Genomic DNA, 23,628 nt, shown 5'->3' with positions numbered 1-23,628 from the left:
AACATCCTAGACAAAAGTCTAGGATGCTTTATTTTATTGAAAAAGTAAATACTTAATCAGTAAACTGTTGAGTCCAATATGTTGTACCATTTGCATTTACATATCCAACGCCTATTTTATTAAAACTAGGGTTTAATATATTTGCTCTATGGCCTGATGAGTTCATCCAACCTTTAACCACTGATTCTGCACTATAATAACCTTTAGCGATATTTTCTCCTGCAGTTCTATATTTTATTCCAAAACTCTTCATCATAGCAAATGGATCACCATAAGTAGGTGATGTATGGCTAAAGTAATTTTTGTCAGCCATATCTTGTGATTTAGCTCTTGCTACTTTTGAAAGTTCTGGGCTATGTGTAAAAGGAGCTAGTCCTTCTTTTTTCCTCTCTTCATTTACTAATCTTATAACTTCTAATTCCATAGCATTTGCAGTGAATTGTGTATTTTGGCTAGGAGTAGTAGTTACAGTGGTAGTATCTTTGCTACTTGTATTATTAGTAGTTGGAGGAGTGTAAGTATTTGTATTATTGTTTGTTGATGTGTTAGTAGTTGTTGTAGTTGTTGGTGTACTATATCTATAGTAGTTAGTGTTAGTATTATAAGTAAATAAATATTTACTAATATTATTTTGGCTATAGTTATTATAGTAATTATTAGTGGTAGTTCTCGTGCTGTAAGGATAATAATACCTTACAATTGTATAACTTTCACCATATGCAAAACTCATTGTGGAGAAAATCATTAATGCTATTATTATTGATGTAATATTCTTTCTTATATTTTTTTTCACTATTTCTTACCTCCTTAGATTTTGAGTGTAATACTTTAATGTTACTGATCCGTCCCCCTTTCTTTGATTTTTTAAAAGTATAACATTAATGACAATTGAGATAAACCCTTAATATGTGGCATCATATGCATATATAGGAAGAAAAAAAGAAGCTAGTAATTTTGCTTAGCTTCTTTAATGATTTAATATATTTTAAACTAATTTAATTTGATGATATACTTTTTTACCTTTTCTTATCATTAGCTTATCATCAACAAATTTATCTGGCTTTATAACTGTATTAGGATCAGATACAGTTTCTTCTTCGATGTATAGTCCACCTTGTTTTATTAGTCTTCTTCCTTCGCTGTTAGATTTAGTTAGTCCTACTTGTGTTAGTAAATCTAATAGACCTATTCCTTCTTCAAATTTAGAACGAGCTATCTCAGTTGTTGGAATAGAACCTGCTTCACTTCCACCCTCGAAAAGGGCTCTTGCAGCTTTTTGTGCACTATCTGCTTTTTCACTTCCATGAACTATTTTAGTTATTTCATAAGCTAAAACTTCTTTTGCTTTGTTTATTTCAGCTCCTTCTAATGAAGATAGTCTTTTAACTTCATCCATAGGTAATAGGGTTAGCATTGCAAGACATTTTTCTACATCTCTATCATCTATATTTCTAAAGTATTGATATAGTTCATATGGTGGTGTTTTTTCCTCATCAAGCCAAATAGTTCCAGATTCAGTTTTACCCATTTTTTTGCCTTCTGCATTTGTAAGTAAATTAAATGTTATAGCATAAACTTTATCTTTTTCAATTCTTCTAACTAGTTCATATCCACCTAATATATTTGACCATTGATCACTTCCACCGATTTCTAGTTTACATCCATAGTCTCTGTAAAGTTTTAAGAAATCATAGGATTGCATAAGCATATAACTAAATTCAAAATAAGTAAGACCTTTTTCTAGTCTATTTTTGTAACATTCAGCTGTAAGCATTCTGTTTACAGAAAAATGTATACCTATTTCTCTTAAGAATTCTACAAAGTTAAGATTTAATAGCCAATCAGCGTTATTTACTACAATTGCCTTATCATCACTAAAGTCAATAAAATTAGATAATTGTTCTTTAAATCTACTAGCGTTGTGATCTATATCTTCTCTAGTAAGCATTTTTCTCATATCAGTTTTTCCGCTAGGGTCTCCAATCATAGTGGTTCCACCACCAAGCAAAGCTATAGGTCTATGCCCAGCTTGTTGCATATGTTTCATAACCATTATTTGAACAAAGTGACCAATGTGTAGACTATCTGCAGTAGCATCAAAGCCAATATAAAAAGTAACAGGTTCAGTTGTCAATAATTCGTTAAGTTCATCTTCATAAGTAACTTGATCTATATATCCTCTTTCTTTTAACAATTCAAGTACATTACCCAATTAAAAAACCTCCTTAAAAATAATAAAGGGCTCTTCTTATCCATCTAAGGACGAGAAGAACCCGTGGTACCACCTTAATTCACAAAATATGTCTCTAATCACATAACGTGTGATGGCCGCAATAGTTTCCTATTGAAACTCCAGAGTGTAATTCACCTGACTATAAGTTATAGACTTCTCACTAACAGTCTATTCTCTGTCCTTTAACCATAGTAGGCTACTAAATCCTTCATAGTTTTATACTATGTAATTTATCATATATGTTAATACAAAGAAATTTACTTGTCAAGGGGAAAAAATAGAGGACTATTAGTCCTCTACTACTACATCAGTGCTGTATTCCCAAAGACCATGGATATTACAGTAACTTAAAGCATGAATTGTTCCTGATTTATTAAGTTTAACTTTTGTAACAATACAGGGTTCGCAGTATATTTCACCTTCACCATGAGCAGTAAAGTTATAATTTCCAATTTCTATTGGAAATTTGCCACCTTCTGGAATGTAGAATACTTTAATCCAAGAAATATGATGTTCAAATGTATTTGGATGAGGAATTTCTTCTCCAATCATTGTTTTAATTTCTATTTCTTCACCTTTTTTTATTTTTTCAGGTAGATGAATTGTTGGTACGTGTTTTTCACCTTTCCAGTCTCCACTTTGAATCAATGAACCTAAACTTTTCATATTAAAAACCTCCTTATATGTTCTTTCACACTTGTAAGAGTATATACCCAACCATAATTAATAATACACATTTATAAAGTAATTTATTAAAAAATTAGATATAATATAATAGAATCGATAATTAAAGGAGAGATTATATGAGTGAAATAGAACTAATTGCCACAACCACTTTTGGTTTAGAAGCGGTGGTAAAAAGAGAATTACAAAATTTAAATTATAATGATTTAGTAGTTGAAAATGGAAAGATTACCTTTAAAGGAGAAGAAAGAGATATTCCTAGAACTAATCTTTGGCTTAGAAGTGCTGATAGAGTATTATTAAAAATGGGAGAATTTAAAGCTACAACATTTGAAGAATTATTTGAAAAGACAAAGGCTCTTCCCTGGGAAGAATGGATCACATTAGATGGAGAGTTTACGGTAACTGGCAAGGCAGTAGATTCTCAGCTAATGAGTGTGCCTGATTGTCAAGCTATAGTAAAAAAGGCTGTTGTTGAAAAATTGAAGACTAAATACAATACAGAATGGTTTCAAGAAACAGGGGCCAAATTTACAATACAAGTATCCTTACTTAAGGATATAGCTACTTTGACTATAGATACCAGTGGTGAAGGTCTACATAAACGTGGATATAGGGAAATCAGTGTTGAAGCACCTATAAAGGAGACTCTTGCAGCAGCCCTTGTAAATTTAAGTTTTTGGAATCATGAAAGGATATTAGCGGATCCATTTTGTGGTTCAGGAACTATTCCAATTGAGGCAGCAATGATAGGAAAAAACATTGCACCTGGAATACAGAGATCCTTCGCCTCAGAGGAGTGGCCTAGGGTTAAAAAAGAATATTGGAAAGAAGAAAGAATAAATGCTAGAAAAGCAATTATTCAGGATAGGGAACTTAGGATTTATGCTTCTGATATTGATAGTGAAGCAATTGAAATAGCAAAAGAAAATGCTTTTAATGCGGGAGTAGATGATTGTATAGAATTTAGAGTAGGAGATGTACTTAAATTTAGAGCCAATGAAGAATATGGTGTAATAATATCTAATCCACCTTATGGTGAAAGGATTGGAGAAGTAAAAGAAGTCGAAAAATTATATGTAGATATGGGAAAGAAATTTAGACAATTAGATACTTGGTCTATTTATATTATTACTTCCAATGAGAGTTTTGAGTATCTATATGGGAAAAAAGCTGACAAAAAAAGAAAGCTTTTTAATGGAAGAATTAAGGTAGATTATTATCAATACTATGGACCTAGACCTCCAAGAGAAGATTAGTGTTAGAAGATAGAAAAAAAGGTGGAGATTAAAACTTAAAGTTCTCCACCATAGTATTTAGATCCTCTGCAATTTTAGACAAACTTTCAATAGAAGAAGTGATTTCTTCCATAGAAGCAAGATTTCTTTCTACTGCAGCAGCACTACTTTCAGATGCTGCTGTGGTTTCTTGTGAAATAGCTGAAACTTCTGAAGCTCTATCCAATACATATTGACTATTGTCCCTTATTTCTTTAGAAGCATTTGCAATATCATCTATAAGTGAGTCTGTTTCAAATATTTTCTTTAATAGCTCTTCAAAGGAAGTTTTAGTTGTTTTAGCTACTCCAACACTTTCATCTACAACATTGCTAACTTTTTCGATGCTGTTTACAGCTTCGTTACTACTTCCTATTACTGAATTAGTTATTTTAGATATTTCTTCAGAATTAGTATGGGTTTCATCAGCTAATTTTCTTATCTCTTCAGCAACTACAGCAAATCCTCTACCAGCATCTCCTGCCCTAGCAGCTTCTATTGCAGCGTTTAAGGCTAACAGATTGGTTTGCTCTGATATTTCATTTATTATTACTACGATATTATTTATATCTTTTATCTTATTATTTAAATTATCTATGATTTCAGCTGTGTTTTTAGTTGATTTATCAATTAAAGTCACTTTATCAATTATCTTATCCATATCCCTACTTCCATTTTGTGCTGAAGTTGCCATTTCTTTTGAAAGATCTGTGGCATATTGAGTATTTTCTTCAGTTTTTTGTGAAAGCTCTGTTAGATTTGATATGGCTTCACTTAATTCAGTTATATTTGAAGAAGTGTTTTCAGAACCTTTAGCGATGTCGTTTATATTAGAAGCTATATTTTCTACAGATTCTGTAGTTTCTTCTATTACATCAGATAGAGAACTAGCACTTTCAGCTAATAGTTCTGAGTCAGATTTCATTTCATCGAGAACACTTTTAAAATTAGAAGTAATTTTGTTTAAAGATGTATTTATTTTACCTAATTCACCATTTTCATTTTTAATTTTTAATTGTGAGAAGTCACCTTTTGCAATTTTCTCAACATCTTTTATTATTTTATCAATATCCCTCATTAAAATCTTTGAAATTAATAAGTAGATTAAAAGTACAATAACTCCTATATTGATTAAAGTTGAAAAGAACATAGCAAATTTAGGATTTATGTCAACAAACTTTCCAATGAGGTCATATAATAAGCTAGAAACAATTGTACTTAATATTAAAACTCCTATGTTCATTAAAATAAGTTTTGATTTAAAATTAAGAGCCTTTTTATTTTTTTTCTCCATGTAAATCCCCCTTTATATATTATTATTTTTAAATAATAACAAAAATCAATATTCTACAAATATAACTATCGTAACAATATTGTATACTAAAAATGAAATAATTGGAATAGCAAATTAATTAAATCAGATTAAAAAATCTAAAAAATCACATAATGTATGAATAACTGACATAGTGTTCACATGTCAGTTATAAAAGTAAGTAATATATTTATATAAATATGTTGCCATTGAATACATTAAATGATAGTATTATGAAAAAGGATGGTGAGAAAATGAGCAAGAAATCTAGAAATGTTACAATTATTGTTATTATTTTAGTTATTTTAGGAGCTTTTTATGTTCTTAAAAATGTAGGTGAAAATAGAAATCAGCTCAAGATAATATCTGGATTAGTTATAGAGAAAAACAAAACAGGTAGTAGTCATTTCATCACCGTTGAAACTTTTGGAGAAAATGAAAATGAAATCGAAAAATTGGTAATGAAAGTTGAGAATGAGTCACAGTGGAAGGCTATTGAAAAAGATGATTATTATTTTATGACATATACTGTGAAGGACAATAGTTCTTTAGTATTGAAGGAAATAGAAAAAAATGACACATTTAAAACTATATATGAAAGTATTGTAAAAGAAGAACCTGAGGAAGAAGAAGAGACGGAAGAAGAGGTTAGAGAAAAGTTTACTGCTATTTTCCCTTCATCAGACAAGTTAGATATTTCTCAGTTGACATTATTAGATAGAGAAAATATAGATTTTAATGGAGATGGGAAAATAGAGACGATTAGCATGTTTACAACAGCTCAAAGAGATGAAAATGGAGAAATGATGTGGGATGATGGACAGAAGTGGTTTTTATTAATAAATGATGAAGACAATGAGTATGTTCTCTTTGATGATTATGTTCAACTAGGTATGTTAGAGTTTTGGGTATTTACCTCTAAAGATGAATATCATATTATGACTTTGCAAACAGGTTCAGCAGTTTTAAAATTATCGGATTATACTTTTGATTATGAAAAAGGATCTTTTGTGAAGAAAGATATTTTTAATCCGGAATTTTTAAATGTGATCTATAATTCCACTATTAAGTAGTAACAGAGGAAGCATTCATTCTACATGTAGGAATGAGTGCTTTTTTGCAAAATATATAAATTGCTCTTTATTTTCATACGCTTACTGTGATATGATGAAAATAGGTGTAAATTATAATAAAATTGGGTGATGCCAATGTTGGAAAAAGAAAAAATTAGATTTATAGAAGAAAAAATTAAAGAGTACAAAGATAAGAGTATTCTCAACTACCATGTATTAGAGGGAATGGCTGACTGGGTTAGAGTTGTGGACAAGAAAGGCACAGTTATCTATACTAATAAAACCATGAGAGAGAGCTTAGGAGATGATCTTAAAGGCAAGAAATGTTATGAACCATTAGGAAAGTTTGCTCCTTGTTCCTACTGTATCACTCAAAGAAGTATTGAAACAGCTGAGATTGTTCAAAAGGAAGAAAGAGTTGGGGACAAGTACTTTTCAGTGAAGAGTTCTCCTATATTTGACTCCGATGGGAATATCTATGCTGCTGTTGAAGTGTTTAGGGATATAACTAGAGAAAAGAAGTTAGAAAGAGAGTTAAAAGACAAAAACAAAAAAATGAGTACAGATTTGATGTTTGCTAGAACTCTCCAAGAAAAAATACTGCCTCAAAAAGGAGTATATAAAAATCTTAAAGTTGATTATCTCTATAGACCTTGTGATATGTTAAGTGGTGATATGTTTGACATTTATTATATCGATGATAAACATATAGGTATTTATATAAGTGATGTAGCTGGCCATGGTATAACAGCATCTATGATGACCATGTTTGTTAGACAAACTATGAGAGCTATAAAGGATGATTTCATGAGTCCTGCAGATACACTTACTGAACTACACAAGAGGTTTGTAGATTTAGGATTAGAAAGTGAAAATTATTTTACGATGTTTTATGGTGTTTTGAATATTGAAACCAACGAATTTAAATATTCAAATGGTGGGCATAATTGCATACCTGTTCTTTTTAATGATGATAAAATTAAATTGATGAAATTGAGGGGTTTTCCTATTTCTTATATATTTGATGAAATTCACTATGTAGAAGATGTAGTACAATTAGAAAAAGGAGATAAAGTACTTTTATATACAGATGGTATTACTGAGATGGAAAATCTAAAAAAGGAACAATTTGGACTAGAAGGTGTCATTCGAGTGATAAAAAAAAGTGGGCATGATATACTAAGAGCTGTAAATAGAGAAGTAAAGCAATTTAGATGGGGAGATCATGAGGATGATTATGCTGTGGTCTTAATGGAAGTTTTAGAATAGATATATAAAAATCCTAGAATTTAGATTCTAGGATTTTATTATTTAATTGTGGTATCATAAATATGTGAATGTAGGATTGAGGAGGTTAGGAATGGAGAATATTTATTTGGATTATTCTAATAGTTTTATTAGTGAATATGAGATTGAAAACTTAGGTAAATATATATCTACTGCTCATGACTTATTACATAGTAAAAAAGGTCCAGGAAGTGAGTATACTGGTTGGGTTGATTATCCTGTAAACATAGATGTAGATGAATACAATAGAGTAAAATGTGCAGCTAAGAGGATAAGAAAAAGCTCAGAAGTGTTTGTTGTCATAGGAATAGGGGGTTCTTATCTAGGTGCAAGGGCTTGCATAGAAACTTTAACTCATAGTTTTTATAATAGACTTACTTCTGAAAAAAGAAATGGCCCAGAGATATATTTTGTAGGAAACAATGTTAGTAGTACCTATATTATGGAGCTATTAGAAGTAATAAAGGGAAAAGATATTTGCATAAATGTTATATCTAAATCAGGAACTACTACAGAACCTGCTATTGCCTTTAGAATCTTCAAAGAATATATAGAGGAACTGTATGGAAGTGAAGAAGCTAAAAAAAGAATATATGTAACTACAGATGCACATAAAGGTGCACTAAAAGAATTGGCTACAAATAAAGGATATGAAAGCTTTACAGTGCCTGATGATATAGGCGGTAGATATTCTGTTTTTACTTCTGTAGGGCTTCTTCCTATTGCAGTTGCAGGGATAGATATTGACAAAATTTTAAGTGGAGCTAAAGAAGGCATGGAAGAATACAAGAATTTAAATATTTATGAAAACAGTGCTTATCAATATGCTATACTTAGAAACATTTTATACAGAAGAGGAAAAGACATTGAAATATTAGTAAGTTATGAACCAAGATTGTTTTATTTTCAAGAGTGGTGGAAACAACTATTTGGTGAAAGTGAAGGAAAGGATGGAAAGGGAATATATCCATCATCAGTGAGCTTTACGACAGATCTTCACTCTATGGGACAATTAATTCAAGATGGTAAGAGAAATATATTTGAAACAGTTTTAAAAATAGATAGACCAAGAAAAGATATGATTATTAAAAGTGAAAAGGAAAATTTAGATGGACTTAATTATCTTGCTGGAAAGAGTATAGATTTTGTAAACAAGAAAGCTCTTGAAGGAACTGTTTTAGCTCATATTGATGGGGGAGTTCCCAATATTATTGTAAATATTCCAGAACTAAATGAATATTATTTAGGAAAGCTTATATATTTCTTTGAGAAAAGTTGTGCTATCAGTGGATACTTATTTGGGGTAAACCCTTTTGACCAGCCTGGAGTTGAGAAATATAAAAAAAATATGTTTAGACTTTTAGGTAAGCCTAGGTGTTAAGATTAAAAGCTAGAGTTTTAAACTCTAGCTATAAATTTCTGCATTTCCACTGTTTGGAAAATGGTGACAATCTTTTAACGAAGTTTATGTAAAACAAAGGGTTTAGACCTTATTATAAATTGGAGTAATTAGAATTTAAGCTTTTTTATTGAGCTTATATAAGCTTTAGAGTATAAAGAATAATAGTATAATGGAGTAAAAGGAAGAAATACTGTGATTTTGGGTATTTACATTATTTATTGCCAACAGATTGTTAATCAATTATCAAAGATAGCATTGCACTATTCATTTTTATTTGATAAAATTAAATTGTGATAGTAATAAAATACCTAAGTTTAGGAGGGGGAAAATGGAGTTTAATAACTTAATTTTCAGAAGAGAAGGAAATGTAGGAATACTTTCAATTAATAGGCCAGATGCTTTGAACGCTCTAAACACTGAAGTGCTTAAAGAGTTAAATGAAGCTGTAGATATGATAGAGAATGATGAAGATATACATATACTAATGATTACAGGAGAAGGACGAGCATTTGTAGCTGGTGCAGATATTAGTGAAATGAAGGATATGGATTCCGCTTGTGCAAGAGAATTTGCAAAATTAGGATTATCTACATTTAGAAAGATTGAACTAATGGAGAAACCTGTAATAGCAGCTGTAAATGGATTTGCACTAGGTGGTGGATGTGAATTATCTATGTGCTGTGATATTAGAATAGCTTCAGAGAAGGCGAAATTTGGACAACCAGAAGTAGGCTTAGGAATAATACCTGGATTTGCAGGTACGCAAAGACTTTCAAGACTAGTTGGATTAGGAAAAGCTAAAGAATTAATATATACTGCAGATATGATTGATGCAAATGAAGCATATAGAATTGGTTTGGTTAATAAGGTAGTATCAAAGGATGAACTTATGGATGAAGCTTTAAAATTAGCAAATAAGATATTGTCCAAGGGACAATTGGCTGTAAGATTTGCTAAAGCATCTATAAATAGAGGAATAGAAACAGATATTGAAACTGGAATGGCTATAGAAAGAGATTTGTTTGGACTTTGTTTTGCAACTCTAGATCAAAAAGAAGGTATGGGAGCGTTTTTAGAAAAACGCACACCAAACTATAAATTAAGATAATACTTGGAGGTGTTTTTATGAAAAAGATAGGCGTATTAGGTAGAGGAACTATGGCATCTGGTATAATTCAGGTGTTAGCACAAAACGAGTATGATGTTGTTATGTGGGTTAGAAACATTGACGAAGCTAATCCAAGAGGAAGTCTTAAATCAGTTGATAAAAACTTAGGTAGAATGGTTAAAAAAGAAAAGATTACAGAAGCAGATAAAGAAAAAGTTCTTTCAAGAATTGAAATTACTACAAAATATGAAGATTTAAAAGATTGTGATTTAGTTATTGAAGCTATTGCAGAAGATATGAAAGTTAAGAGAGAAACATTTAAGAAATTAGATGATATTTGTAAACCAGAAGCAATACTTGCAAGCAATACTTCATCATTATCAATAACAGAAATAGCAAGTTCAACTAATAGACCTGAAAAGGTTATTGGAATGCATTTCTTCAATCCAGTTCCAGTAATGAAATTAGTTGAAGTTATAAAGGGAATTGCAACTAGTGAAGAAACTAGAAATACTATATTTGAATTAGCTGAAAAACTTGGCAAGACTCCAGTTGAAGTTGAAGAAGCTCCAGGATTTGTAGTTAACAGAATACTTATCCCAATGATCAATGAAGCTGTTGGTATTTTAGGAGATGGAGTTGCAAAGGCTGAAGACATTGACGAAGCAATGAAACTTGGTGCAAACCACCCAATAGGGCCTTTAGCTTTAGGTGATTTAGTAGGTCTTGATGTATGTTTGGCTATCATGGATGTATTATATAATGAATTTGGTGATTCAAAATATAGAGCTCACCCACTACTAAGAAAGATGGTTAGAGGTGGACAATTAGGTAGAAAGACAGGAAAAGGATTCTACGATTATACAAAATAATAGGATAGCATGATAAAAGGGACAGTGAACTGTCCCTTTTTTTTTGACTAAAAAAACATAAATAGTGCAAAATAATATTATACATTGGAAGAAAGGAGATGAAAATCGCTTATTGATGAAAAATTTCTTTAAAGTATTTATAATCTCTTTTATGTGCTTTATTATTGCCTTTTTTCTTGGTTCATATATGTATCTAAAAAATTATGGAGGAAGTGAAATAAAGAACTACTCACAAGTACAGATAAAAGATGAAGAAAAAGCAAAAGAGAAGGTAACTGAAGAAGAACCCATATATACATTGGAAAGTGCAATAAACAAAAGCAAAAGAGTTAACTTTGTTGTTTTGGGAATGGAGGATATTCGCTCTGATACTATGATATTTGTTTCTTTTGAGCCAGTGAAAAAGCAAGTAGACTTGATAAGTGTTCCTAGGGATACTTATCTCTATAGAAAAGGCTATGAAGCAGCAGAAATGAGAAAGATAAATGCAGTATATGCATCTCATGGAATAAATGGAGTTAAAAAGGCTGTAACCCATGTTTTGGGAGGAGTTCCAGTTCACTATTATGTAATGGTGGATTATGATGGTGTGAAAAAGATTGTAGATTCTGTAGGCGGAGTAGATGTTACAGTGCCTTTTCACATGAAGTATACAGACCCTAGTTCAAAACCTCCCTTATACATTGATATTCCTAAGGGAAAGCAAACATTGAATGGAGATAAGTCTATTGATTTTTTAAGGTATAGAAAGCAAAATGGAGGTAGTGGTGGATATAAAAATGGGGATTTGGGCAGAGTAAAAGCTCAACAAGAATTTTTGAAATCTTTTTTAAAAAAATCTTTAAGTATAAAATTACCAGTTGTAATAAAAACCAGTTTAGACAATGTAAAAACTGATATTGCTATAACAGAAGCATTCACATTTGGTAAAAATGCACTTGGAATTGATGAGAAAAATATTAACTTTAGCACTCTTCCGGGAATAGCTACATTTAAGAAGATAAATGGAAAGAATTTATCATACTATATTTATGATGAAATTGAAATAAAAAAATTGATGGAAAGTATTTACGGAGTAGTAAAAAAGCCTTCTACAGAGTAGAAGGCTTTTTTTAGATTGCTCTTTGTCTATTATCTTCTAAAATCATTTCTCCAATTTTATACACATTTCCAGCACCCATTGTTACAACTATATCTCCTTCTTCTACATTTGCTAATAAATAGTTTTTAATGTCTTCGAAGGATTCTATATAAATTGCATCTACTCCTTTTTTTACCAATGAATCAACCAAGTTAGTTGAATGAATAAGTCCTGTATCTGCTTCTCTTGCGGCATATATATCTGTTAAAATTACTTTATCAGCATCATAAAAAGATTGAGAAAACTTATCTAATAATGATTTTGTTCTAGAATAAGTATGTGGTTGAAAAACGCACCAAAGCTTATTTTTGGATGTGTTTTTTAAGGCGTCTAAGCTTACTTTAATCTCTGTAGGATGATGGGCATAATCATCTACTATTTTTACACCATTTATAAAGCCCTTAGTTTCTAATCTTCTGTGAGTTCCAACATAATCTTTTATAGAGTCAATAATGGTTTCAATATCTACACCATATGTATGAGCTGCAGCAAAAGTTGCCAAAGCATTGTAGATATTGTGTATTCCCATTACATTCAATGTAACTAAATATTTTTCTTTGCCTTTTACATTGAGAACAAATTTTGGAAAGCCTTCTTCAGTAAAGGATATATTTTCTGCACTATAGTCTGCATCGCTATTTATACCAAAGGTGATTAGATTGCATTTAGATGCATTTATAACTCTTTGTGAATTTTCATCGTCAATGTTTATTACTAAGTAACCGTCTTCTTTTATTCCGCTAGCATATTGTGCAAAAGTTTCTACTATATGATCTATATTTTTGAAATAATCTAAATGATCCTCTTCCATATTTAGTATTATAGCCATAGTAGGTTGATATTTTAGTATATTTCCTTTGTATTCACAGGCTTCTGTAAGGACTAAATTTTTACTGCCTATTTTTACATTTCCACCTATTGCGTCAAGTTCCCCACCTAATAGTATTGTAGGGTCTAAATTTGATTTATTAAGTACTGTAGCTAACATACTAGTTGTAGTAGTTTTTCCATGGGTTCCAGATACAGCAATAGACTTATTATAATTTTTCATCAACTTACCTAAAAAAGTTCCTCTATCAACAGTTTCGATTCCCAATTTTTTTGCTTCTAACAATTCTACATTATCTTTTGATATAGCATCTGTATATACTACTAAATCTGAACCATTAATGTTTTCAGCACTATGACCGATATGAATTTTAGCCTTTTGAGATTCTAACTTATTAATAATAAGGGAAGAGTTCATATCAGAACCAGATACAGTATAACCTTCATCTATTAGTATTTCTGCTAAACCACTCATGCTAATCCCACCTATACCAATGAAGTGAATATGGGAAAAATCATGTTCTATTATGTTAAATGAAAACATATATGAATACCTCCTGAAATAATATATGACTTAAATTTCAATTTGTGGGAAAAATATCTTCCCTTATATATTTTATTATTGCCAATAAAATTGGTTATTATTATATTATTCTAATATCATTCATTTGTCACTGTTAGATTATATCATAAAGGTATAAAATTAAAAAGCGGAAGTTGATTTCTATTGAAATAAGCCAGAAAAAAGAATATACTAAAATAATATACTGAAATAATAAAAAAATCTGATTGTGGTGATATACATGGGAAAATTTAAGAGAAATGAAAGAATTGCAGGGCTTATGTATATATTTACAAATAGGCCCAATGAAATATTAACTTATAATTATTTTTCAAAATTATTTAATGTAAAAAAACCTAGTATTAGTGGAGATATAGGTATCATGAAGGAATTAGTAAAAAAACTTGATATAGGGGTAATAGAAACTATTCCTGGTGCTAATGGAGGAGTAAGGTTTATACCTGGTAATAATAAAGAGGAAACTAAAAAGTTTTTGGATTATTTATGTAGTGAATTGTCTAAGAAGGAAAGACTTATACCTGGTGGTTTTATTTATATGATGGATTTACTTAACAATCCTCAAATTGTAAAAAAGATTGGTATGATATTGGCGGATGAGTTCATAGATAGAGATATTGATTATGTGGTGACTATTGAAACCAAGGGTATACCTATAGGTTTAATGACGGCAGAATTTTTAGGGGTTCCATTGGTTATAATTAGAAAAAACATGAGAATTACTGAGGGGACTGCAGTAAATATAAATTATATATCTGGCTCTACAAAGACTATACAAACTATGTCCCTTTCTAAGAGGGCTTTAAAGGAAGGTGCAAATGTGTTAATAGTTGATGATTTCATGAGAGCTGGTGGAACAATTAAGGGTATAAAAGAAATGATGGGTGAGTTTAATGCACAGGTTAAGGGTATAGGTGTATTGATAACTACTTTGGAACCTGAAGAAAAATTGATTAAAGGTTACAAGGCTCTATTGAAACTTGAAAAGGTGGATGAGGTAGATGGAGAAATTTCAATGTCTTCTAATTTTGAATTATTAAGACAATTCAAATAAAATAAAAAATTATCTTCAAAAAGAAGGATTTTCGTAAAATTTATAGAATATAGTGAATATTTAATAATTTCCTAAAATGACTTCTTTGGAAGGTGGTGAAGGATAATGCAAGTAACTGATGTAAGAATTAGAAAGGTAACTAATGAGGGTAAGATGAAAGCTATAGTTTCTGTTACTTTTGATAACGAATTTGTAGTACATGATATTAAAATTATAGATGGACAAAATGGACTTTTTGTAGCTATGCCTAGCAGAAAGATGGCAGATGGAGAGTTTAGGGATATTGCACACCCAATTAATTCAGAGACTAGAAGTAAAATACAAGATGCAATATTTATGGAATATGAAAAAAATATAAGCGAAGAGTAAGATAGAAAGGACCTTAGAAGGTCCTTTTTTCTCGTTTAATTTTTCAAAAAATAAAAAAAAGCATAAACAGGTATGGACTTATATTTTAAATTGTATAGAATATTATTGGAAGAATAAATTCCAAGGATAGAGGTGTTTATATGAATATATCTATTATACTTGCGGCAGGAGAAGGTACTAGGATGAAGTCTAAGTATCCTAAAGTATTGCACAAGGTATGTGGAAAGCCTTTATTAAAGTATGTCATTGATGCAAGTAGAGAGGCTAATATGGGAAAAAGTGTTGTAGTAGTAGGCCATGGTTCAGACAAAGTAATTGATAGCATAAGAGATGACGATGTTACATTTGTCACTCAGCCTATAGGGGAAGATGTCCCATATGGTACTGGCTTTGCAGTTATGCAGGGAAAAGAGTACATTGCTGATGATAGTTGTGTTATAATTTTATATGGAGATACTCCTTTAATTACAGGGGATACACTAAATAAATTGATTGAGTATCATAACTCTTTAGACAATGTCTGTACAGTGCTTTCAGCTGATTTAGAAGATCCTACTGGATATGGAAGGATAGTACGTGATGAGGCTGGAGATATTGTTTCTATAGTAGAGCATAAAGATGCAACTAGTGAGGAACTGAAAATAAAAGAAGTTAATTCAGGAATGTATTGTTTTAAAGGAAAGTACTTAAAATTTGCCTTAGATAAAATTGATAATGACAATGCTCAAGGTGAATACTATATAACAGATGCGGTACAAGTATTAAAAAATGAAAAACTAAAAGTTGGAGTATACAAGATAGCAAATCAAGAAGAAATCTATGGAATTAATTCAAGGGTACAATTACAAGAGGCAGAAAAGATAATGAGAAATAGGATTAATCAAAGTCATATGCTAAATGGTGTAACCCTAATCGATCCTGAAAACACTTATATAGAAGATGGTGTAGTGATTGGACGAGATACCGTTGTTTATCCAGGAGTAGTGATTGAAGGGAATAGTGAGGTAGGAGAAGATTGTTGTATTGGTCAAAATGCAAAAATAGTAAATAGCAAAATTGGCAATAATGTAGAAATATTAAGTTCCACTATAATTGATAGTAGTGTGGATGATGAGAGTAAAATTGGCCCATATGCTTATTTAAGACCAAATAGTCATATAGGTAAAAATGTAAAAATTGGCGATTTTGTAGAAGTCAAAAACTCTACTATTGGAGACAATTCTAAAGCTAGTCATCTTTCTTACATAGGTGATGCAGAGGTTGGTAGAAATGTAAATATTGGCTGTGGTGTAGTATTTGTCAACTACAACGGTAAAATAAAACAAAAATCGGTAGTAAAAGATAATGCTTTTGTTGGAAGTAATTCTAACTTAGTTGCACCTGTAGTAGTTAAGGAATATGGATATATTGCTGCTGGTTCAACTATAACAGACGAAGTTGGCAGAGGTAATTTATCTATTGCAAGAGCTAGGCAAGTAAATAAAGAAGGCTGGGTTTTTGACAAAGGTATTTTAGACAAAAATAAATAACGGGAGGAGTTTAAAATGAACTTAAGCGGAAGCGGTATGAAATTGTTTACAGGAAATGCCAATAGAGAATTAGCAGAGAAAATTTGTGAGAAATTAGGTGTACAACTTGGTAAGTGTGAAGTTGGTACATTTAGTGATGGAGAAATAACAGTAAATATTGATGAGACAGTAAGGGGATATGATGTATTTTTAATTCAACCAACTTGTCCACCTGTAAATGACAATCTTATGGAAACATTAATATTGATGGATGGACTTAAGAGAGCTTCAGCAGGAAGAATCAATGCAGTTATACCTTACTATGGATATGCTAGACAAGATAGAAAGACTAAAGCAAGAGAACCTATAACAGCTAAGTTGGTTGCAGACCTTTTGACTAGAGCTGGAGCAGATAGAGTTTTAACTATGGACTTACACGCAGGACAAATTCAAGGTTATTTTGATATTCCTGTAGATCATTTGACTGGAGTACCAATTCTTGCTGATTATTTTAAAGATATAGTTGATGAAGAAACTGTTGTAGTTTCTCCAGATTTAGGTGGAGTGACTAGAGCTAGAAATTTTGCTAATTTATTAGATTTACCAATTGCTATAATTGAAAAGAGAAGACCAAAAGCAAACGTTTCTGAAGTGATGAATGTAATAGGTGATATTGAAGGCAAAAATGTGGTTATAATAGATGATATCATTGATACTGCTGGAACTATTGCTAAAGCAGCAAGTGTATTAAAGAATTTTGGAGCAAAAAAAGTTTATGCTTGTTGTACTCACCCAATTCTTTCTGGCCCAGCTGTTGAGAGAATTGCAAATTCAGAAATAGAAGAGTTTGTTGTTACAGATACTATTCCTCTATCTGAAGAAAAGAAAATTGATAAAATAAAAGTTGTAAGTGTAGCAGAATTGTTTGCAGAAGCTATTTTAAGAATATACAAGAATGAATCAGTTAGTAAGTTGTTTGACTGATTAAGGAGTTGATAACTTGTATGCAGTAATAGGACTAGGAAATCCTGGTAAAGAATATGCTAATACTAGACACAATATTGGATTTGATGCAGTGGAATTACTAGCCCAGAGAAACAATATACCTATTAATAAGATTAAGTTTAAAAGTGTATATGGTGAAGGCCGAATAGGTAATGAAAAAGTTTTTTTAGTAAAGCCTCAAACTTATATGAATAATAGTGGAATCAGTGTATTAGATTTATATAATTATTATAAAATACCTATTGAAAACATTATAGTAATAGTAGATGACATAGATATTGAATTTGGAACTATAAGGATTAAAAGTAAGGGAAGTGCTGGAACTCATAATGGTTTAAAATCTATTATATATCATCTACAAAGAGATAATTTTCCTAGAGTTAAGGTTGGAATAGGAAAGCCTGTAAATCAAAATCATGATTTAGCAGATTTTGTATTAGGTAGGTTTAATGGTGATGATAGAAAAGTTATAGAAGTGGCCTTAGAAAAAACTTGTGAGGCTGTTGAAACTATTATTAAGGACAATGTAAACACTGCTATGAATATTTTTAATGCAAAGAGCAAACAAGCCCAGGAATAAAACCTGGGCTTAAGGTATTTTCACAAGGAGATGATTAAATGACTCAAAACATGTTTATAGATCCATTAAAAAACATGACCTCCTATAAAAAGTTAGTTGAAGAAATAAAATCGAATATAAGCCCCATAAGTATCCACGGAATTGGAATCGAAAATATTGGGCATATAGTATATGGAGTTAGACAAGAGATAGATAGGCAAGTACTAGTTATAGCTAGTGATGAAGTTAAGGCAAAAAAGATTTTTGAAGATTTAAAAAAATTCGAAAATGACAATGTAGAATTTTTTCCTTCTAGGGAAGTTGTTTTTTATGATATTGAGGCCTTTAGCTATGAAACTGTACATAAGAGATTAAATGTGCTTACTAGATTGAGTAGGGGAGAAAAAATAGTTGTTGTTACACATATTGAGGCTTTACTTAGTAAAATATTGAGTAATAGTTTATTTCATAAATATACAGAGGAAATAAACTATGGAGATACTGTAGACCTTTATGAATTATTAAATAGTTTTGTAACTAAAGGATATGAACGGGTAACTACAATAGAAGGGGTAGGGCAGTTTAGTGTAAGAGGAGGAATAATAGACTTTTTCCCACCTTACAGCAAAAATCCTTTTAGAATAGAATTATTTGATGATGAGGTAGACTCTATTAGAACATTTGACCTAATAGGGCAAAGGTCAATCGAAAATGTAGCTAAAGTATATATTACTCCAACGAAAGAAATACTTATGCTAGATATCTATAAGGATGAAGTAGCAACTAATATGGAAAATGATTTAGAAGATGTGATTTCTAAATTTAAAAACAATCAAATTGTTGGAGATAAATTAGAAGAAAAATTCAAAAAATATATTGAAACTGTAAGAGAAGGATTAAGCGTTTCTAATGTAGATATGATAGTTCCGTATATTCCTAATAATCAACTAGGATGTTTGGTAGATTATCTATCTGAAGAAAGCATAGTATTGATAGATGAACCTAGTAGAGTAGAAATGAGTACAAATGAAAAGAAAAATGAATTTAACTTTAAGTTTGCAGATGTTTATGAAAGTGGAGAACTGCTACCAAAGCATCAAGATATCTTCTTTGATTTTGAAATGATTAAGAAAGCTATTAAAAAACAAATATGTATTACTACCTCAGCACTTCTTAAAAGCGATGATGTTTTTAGACCACAATCTATAATAGGCATTACTTCTAAGAGTATGCAGTCTTTTCACAATAAGATAGATTTTTTAGTTGAGGAATTAAATCATTATAAGTATAGAGGATATAAGACTATAATATTTTCAGGAACTTTAGATAGAGGAAAGAGATTAGAGACAGTTTTAAGGGAAAAAGGTATAGAGTGTGTTTATGTAGAAGATTCAAATAGAGAAATTAAGACAAGTCAAATATTTATAACAGAAGGCTCTATTCATAGGGGATTTGAGTATCCTAATATTAAATTTGCACTAATTAGTGACAAAGAAGTATATGGAACTATTAAAAGAAAAACAAGAAAACCTACAAAAAAGGATAGGGAAAAAATAGTTAGTTTTTCAGATTTAAAAATTGGAGATTATGTTGTACATGAAAATCATGGTATTGGTCAATATTTAGGAATTGAGCAATTAGATATACAAGGAATTAAAAAGGACTACATGACTATTAAGTATCAAGGAAAAGATAAACTTTATGTTCCTATTGACCAAATGAATTTAATCCAAAGATATATTGGTTCTGATTCTAACAAACCTAAGGTAAATAAGTTAAGTAGTTCAGAGTGGACTAAGACTAAGGCTAAGGCTAAAAAGGCTATTGAAGATATGGCAAAGGAATTGCTAGAACTATATGCTAAGAGGGAAGTTTCCACTGGATATGCATTTAGCAAAGATACACCTTGGCAGGCTCAATTTGAAGATGTATTTCCATATGAAGAAACAGAAGCCCAGTTAAGATGCATTGAGGAAATAAAAGGAGATATGGAAAAGCAAAAACCAATGGATAGACTTCTATGTGGTGATGTAGGTTATGGGAAAACTGAAGTTGCTATTAGAGCTGCATTTAAAGCTATTATGGATAATAAACAAGTGGCTTTTTTAGTACCTACAACAATATTAGCACAACAACATTATAATACTATCATAGAAAGATTTGGTGACTTTCCTGTAAAAGTTGGAATGCTTAGTAGGTTTAGGACTCAAGCTCAGCAGAAAAAAGACTTAGCGGATCTAAGAAAAGGCAATTTAGATATCATAGTGGGGACCCATAGACTACTATCAAAAGATGTTATATTTAATGATTTAGGACTTTTGATTGTAGACGAAGAACAACGATTTGGTGTTAAGCATAAGGAATCACTAAAACAGTTAAAAGAAAATGTTGATGTATTGACTCTTACAGCTACACCTATTCCAAGAACACTACACATGTCTTTAATAGGTATTAGGGATATGAGTGTTATTGACATGCCACCAGAAGAAAGATATCCTATTCAGACTTATGTTGTAGAGTACAATGAACAATTAATCAGAGAAGCAATAATAAAAGAAATAGTTAGAAATGGTCAAGTTTACTTTGTATACAATAGGGTTGAGACTATAGATAAAATGGCTTCTATCATAAAGAAACTTGTACCTGAAGCTAGAGTAGCAGTAGCCCATGGACAGATGGGTGAAAGACAGTTAGAAAGTATAATGTTAGACTTTTTAGAAGGAGACTATGATGTTTTAGTTTGTACTACTATTATTGAAACAGGATTAGATATCCCAAATGTAAATACTATAATCGTAAATAATGCAGATAAGATGGGCTTATCTCAGCTATATCAGTTAAGGGGAAGAGTTGGAAGGAGTAATAGATTGGCCTATGCTTATCTAATGTATGAAAGAAACAAGGTGTTGTCTGAGGTAGCAGAAAAAAGGTTAAAGGCTATAAAGGAGTTTACAGAATTTGGTTCTGGATTTAAAATCGCTATGAGGGATTTAGAAATTAGAGGGGCTGGAAATCTCCTAGGATTAGAACAACATGGACATATTGAAGCTATAGGTTATGATTTATATGTGAAGTTTTTAAATGAAACAATAAGAAGGTTTAAGGGTGAAGATCATCAGGAACTTGTAGATACTACTATAGAGTTAAATGTAGATGGATTTATTCCAGATAGATATATTAAAGAAGGAGAAATAAAGATAGAAATATATAAGAAAATTGCTAGTATTGAAACTGTAGAGGATTATGATGATTTAGTAGAAGAACTTATAGATAGATTTGGAGATATACCAGTTCAGGTTGATAATTTAATGAAAATTTCCTATATAAAATATGTTTCTAGTCGCTTAGGTATAATATCTATTACACAAATTAAAGATGGTATCAAACTGGAATTGAGTTCGTCTAATAATATTACTGCTAGCCTTATTCACGAACTTTCAAAGGAGTATGGAAGAAGAATATACTTTGATTTGTCAAATAAACCATCTTTTAGATTTAGGCCAGGAAAAGACTTGTTAACAGGGCTAAAGGAGTTAGTTGAAAAAATTAGAGGTTCTCTTAGTTGACAATATGATATATAATATATTTATAATGAATATTAAAATGAGAAAGGATGTTTCTATTGATTAAATTTAACAAAAAAGTCTTATTAATTTTAGCACTAGTAGTTTTAGCTACATTCACTCTTGCTGCTTGTGAGAAAGCTCCAAAAGATGCTGTAGCAAAAGTAAATGGGGAAAATATCTCTAAAACAGAGTTTGATAAGGATTTTGATATGTATAAGAATGTATATAAAAAACAGTTTGGGGAAGACATCATGAGTAAAGATGCAGGAAATGGCAAAACATTCGAAGAAGCTATCAAAGAACAAGTGCTAGAAAAAATTATTATGGAAAAGATAATATTAGAAAATGCGAAAAAAGAAGAAATTACTGTTACAGATGATGAATTAAATAATCAAATAAAAAGTTATAAAGAAGTACTTGGTAGCGATGAGAAATATAAGACATTCTTAAGTGAAAATAATTTGACTGAAGAGTATTTTAAAGAAGGAATCAAAACAGAAATGATTATTGATAAATATAGAACTAAGTACATCGAAGGATTAAAAATTGATGAAAAAGAAGCAAAAAAACATTTTGAAGAAAATAAAGATAGTTATATAAAAGTTAAAGCTAGCCATATATTAGTTGAAACAGAAGAACAAGCTAAGAGTATATTAGAAAAGATTAAAAATGGAGAGGATTTTCATGCATTGGCTGGCAAAGAATCCATTGATTCAGGTTCAGCTGTTAATGGTGGAGATTTAGGATATTTTAGAAAAGGTGATATGGTACCACAATTTGAAGAAGCTGCATTTTCATTGGAACCTGGAAAGATAAGTGATATTGTTCAAAGTGATTATGGTTATCATATAATCAAAGTAGAAGAAAGATTGGAAAACTTTGAAGATTTAAAAGATGAAGTAATGGAAAATCTAAAAAATACTAAATATCAAGAAAACATTAAGAAATTGAGGGAAGAAGCAAAAGTAAAAACTTATATGGAAAAAGAAGAGAAACAAGAGGAAAAGCAAGAAGAATCAAAAACTGAAAAGTAAAATATATAAAAGACCTTATAGCATGCTATAGGGTCTTTTAATTTAAAGTTAACTTAATGTATTACATTAAGTTAACTTTACCACTGATGTATAAAATACTCTTTTAAGTAAAATAATAAATACACAATAGAAACTAAATACATAAGGAGGGAAAAAATGAAAGCTACAGGAATAGTTAGAAGAATAGATGATTTAGGTAGAGTAGTTATTCCTAAAGAAATCAGAAGAACTTTGAGAATAAGAGAAGGAGATCCACTAGAAATATTTACCGATAGAGAAGGCGAAGTTATCCTTAAGAAATATTCTCCTATAGGAGAGTTAAATGAATTTGCAACTGAATATTGTGAAGCATTGTATGAAACTATTAATCATATGGTAGTTATAACTGATAGAGATACTATTATAGCTGTATCTGGTGGCTCTAGAAAAGAATACTTAGACAACAGAGTGAGTCAAGATCTAGAAAAAATGATGGAAAACAGAACAGTATACAATACTACAGCAAATAATAAACCTGTAAGATTATTTTTTGAAGATGAAAATGTAGATAAGTATGTTGCACAAATAATAGTTCCTATTGTAATGCAAGGTGATCCAATTGGTTCTGTTATATTCATATCAAAAGAACCAGGTACTAGCATGGGAGAAATTGAATTAAAATTAGCTGAAACAGCTGCAAACTTTTTATCAAAGCAAATGGAAAGCTAAAAGGGCCTACCTATTTAGGTAGGCTTAA

Annotated in this window: 20 protein-coding genes; 15 read left to right on the top strand and 5 right to left on the bottom strand. The window is 30.6% G+C overall.

Annotated elements, in window-relative coordinates:
• Window positions 1–52: 52 nt before the first annotated feature.
• The 3 genes from BQ9840_RS06110 to BQ9840_RS06100 all read right to left on the bottom strand — a co-directional run bounded on the left by BQ9840_RS06110 (window position 53) and on the right by BQ9840_RS06100 (window position 2,899).
• Complete coding sequence (locus BQ9840_RS06110; protein WP_200804885.1) at window positions 53–793, bottom strand: CAP domain-containing protein; 741 nt, start codon at window positions 791–793, stop codon at window positions 53–55.
• A 192-nt stretch (window positions 794–985) separates the two neighbouring features.
• A complete protein-coding gene (gene tyrS, locus BQ9840_RS06105; RefSeq protein ID WP_077368939.1) occupies window positions 986–2,212 on the bottom strand; it encodes a tyrosine--tRNA ligase in 1,227 nt (408 codons plus the stop codon).
• Window positions 2,213–2,521: 309 nt separating this feature from the next.
• Complete coding sequence (locus BQ9840_RS06100; RefSeq protein ID WP_077368938.1) at window positions 2,522–2,899, bottom strand: class II SORL domain-containing protein; 378 nt, start codon at window positions 2,897–2,899, stop codon at window positions 2,522–2,524.
• A 137-nt stretch (window positions 2,900–3,036) separates the two neighbouring features.
• Between BQ9840_RS06100 and BQ9840_RS06095 the strand changes: the two genes are divergently transcribed.
• Window positions 3,037–4,176, top strand: coding sequence for a THUMP domain-containing class I SAM-dependent RNA methyltransferase (locus BQ9840_RS06095; RefSeq protein ID WP_077368937.1), 1,140 nt, complete (start codon window positions 3,037–3,039; stop codon window positions 4,174–4,176).
• A gap of 28 nt (window positions 4,177–4,204) precedes the next feature.
• Here BQ9840_RS06095 and BQ9840_RS06090 read toward each other — a convergent pair whose 3' ends face one another.
• Entirely contained in the window at window positions 4,205–5,488 is a 1,284-nt protein-coding gene (locus BQ9840_RS06090) for a methyl-accepting chemotaxis protein (protein WP_077368936.1), read from the bottom strand.
• Between the two features lie 251 nt (window positions 5,489–5,739).
• Between BQ9840_RS06090 and BQ9840_RS06085 the strand changes: the two genes are divergently transcribed.
• The 6 genes from BQ9840_RS06085 (at window position 5,740) to BQ9840_RS06060 (ending at window position 12,350) form a co-directional block, all read left to right on the top strand.
• Complete coding sequence (locus tag BQ9840_RS06085; RefSeq protein ID WP_159436089.1) at window positions 5,740–6,579, top strand: hypothetical protein; 840 nt, start codon at window positions 5,740–5,742, stop codon at window positions 6,577–6,579.
• Between the two features lie 135 nt (window positions 6,580–6,714).
• The gene (locus BQ9840_RS06080; protein WP_077368934.1) at window positions 6,715–7,848 is read left to right on the top strand and encodes a SpoIIE family protein phosphatase; all 1,134 of its coding nucleotides are present in this window, start codon (window positions 6,715–6,717) and stop codon (window positions 7,846–7,848) included.
• A gap of 91 nt (window positions 7,849–7,939) precedes the next feature.
• Window positions 7,940–9,247 carry a glucose-6-phosphate isomerase gene (locus BQ9840_RS06075; RefSeq protein WP_077368933.1) on the top strand — a complete coding sequence of 436 codons (1,308 nt, stop codon included), beginning with the start codon at window positions 7,940–7,942 and terminating at the stop codon, window positions 9,245–9,247.
• Window positions 9,248–9,596: 349 nt separating this feature from the next.
• A complete protein-coding gene (locus tag BQ9840_RS06070) occupies window positions 9,597–10,376 on the top strand; it encodes a short-chain-enoyl-CoA hydratase (RefSeq protein ID WP_077368932.1) in 780 nt (259 codons plus the stop codon).
• A gap of 17 nt (window positions 10,377–10,393) precedes the next feature.
• Window positions 10,394–11,248, top strand: coding sequence for a 3-hydroxybutyryl-CoA dehydrogenase (locus tag BQ9840_RS06065; RefSeq protein WP_077368931.1), 855 nt, complete (start codon window positions 10,394–10,396; stop codon window positions 11,246–11,248).
• A gap of 187 nt (window positions 11,249–11,435) precedes the next feature.
• Complete coding sequence (locus BQ9840_RS06060; RefSeq protein WP_159436088.1) at window positions 11,436–12,350, top strand: LCP family protein; 915 nt, start codon at window positions 11,436–11,438, stop codon at window positions 12,348–12,350.
• Between the two features lie 10 nt (window positions 12,351–12,360).
• Here BQ9840_RS06060 and murC read toward each other — a convergent pair whose 3' ends face one another.
• Window positions 12,361–13,761: a UDP-N-acetylmuramate--L-alanine ligase gene (gene murC / locus BQ9840_RS06055; protein ID WP_077368929.1), complete on the bottom strand. Its 1,401-nt coding sequence runs from the start codon at window positions 13,759–13,761 to the stop codon at window positions 12,361–12,363.
• A gap of 259 nt (window positions 13,762–14,020) precedes the next feature.
• Here murC and purR point away from each other — a divergent pair, with 259 nt between their 5' ends.
• From purR to spoVT, 8 genes are all read left to right on the top strand, one after another.
• Complete coding sequence (gene purR, locus BQ9840_RS06050) at window positions 14,021–14,851, top strand: pur operon repressor (RefSeq protein ID WP_077368928.1); 831 nt, start codon at window positions 14,021–14,023, stop codon at window positions 14,849–14,851.
• 105 nt (window positions 14,852–14,956) lie between these two features.
• Entirely contained in the window at window positions 14,957–15,220 is a 264-nt protein-coding gene (gene spoVG, locus BQ9840_RS06045; protein WP_077368927.1) for a septation regulator SpoVG, read from the top strand.
• A 140-nt stretch (window positions 15,221–15,360) separates the two neighbouring features.
• Window positions 15,361–16,749, top strand: a complete 1,389-nt coding sequence (gene glmU / locus BQ9840_RS06040; protein WP_077368926.1) for a bifunctional UDP-N-acetylglucosamine diphosphorylase/glucosamine-1-phosphate N-acetyltransferase GlmU — start codon at window positions 15,361–15,363, stop codon at window positions 16,747–16,749.
• Window positions 16,750–16,764: 15 nt separating this feature from the next.
• The gene (locus BQ9840_RS06035; protein ID WP_077368925.1) at window positions 16,765–17,712 is read left to right on the top strand and encodes a ribose-phosphate diphosphokinase; all 948 of its coding nucleotides are present in this window, start codon (window positions 16,765–16,767) and stop codon (window positions 17,710–17,712) included.
• Between the two features lie 16 nt (window positions 17,713–17,728).
• Entirely contained in the window at window positions 17,729–18,313 is a 585-nt protein-coding gene (pth, locus tag BQ9840_RS06030) for an aminoacyl-tRNA hydrolase (protein ID WP_077368924.1), read from the top strand.
• 38 nt (window positions 18,314–18,351) lie between these two features.
• Window positions 18,352–21,858, top strand: coding sequence for a transcription-repair coupling factor (gene mfd / locus BQ9840_RS06025; protein WP_200804884.1), 3,507 nt, complete (start codon window positions 18,352–18,354; stop codon window positions 21,856–21,858).
• 56 nt (window positions 21,859–21,914) lie between these two features.
• The gene (locus BQ9840_RS06020; RefSeq protein ID WP_159436087.1) at window positions 21,915–22,892 is read left to right on the top strand and encodes a peptidylprolyl isomerase; all 978 of its coding nucleotides are present in this window, start codon (window positions 21,915–21,917) and stop codon (window positions 22,890–22,892) included.
• A 156-nt stretch (window positions 22,893–23,048) separates the two neighbouring features.
• Window positions 23,049–23,600 carry a stage V sporulation protein T gene (gene spoVT / locus BQ9840_RS06015; protein WP_077368922.1) on the top strand — a complete coding sequence of 184 codons (552 nt, stop codon included), beginning with the start codon at window positions 23,049–23,051 and terminating at the stop codon, window positions 23,598–23,600.
• The last annotated feature ends 28 nt before the right edge of the window (window positions 23,601–23,628 follow it).

This window comes from Anaerosalibacter sp. Marseille-P3206, from assembly GCF_900155565.1.
In the GTDB taxonomy this organism is placed as follows: Bacteria; Bacillota; Clostridia; order Tissierellales; family Sporanaerobacteraceae; genus FUHM01.
Note: the sequence above shows the minus strand (reverse complement) of the source record. Positions and strands in the feature narration are given on the sequence as shown.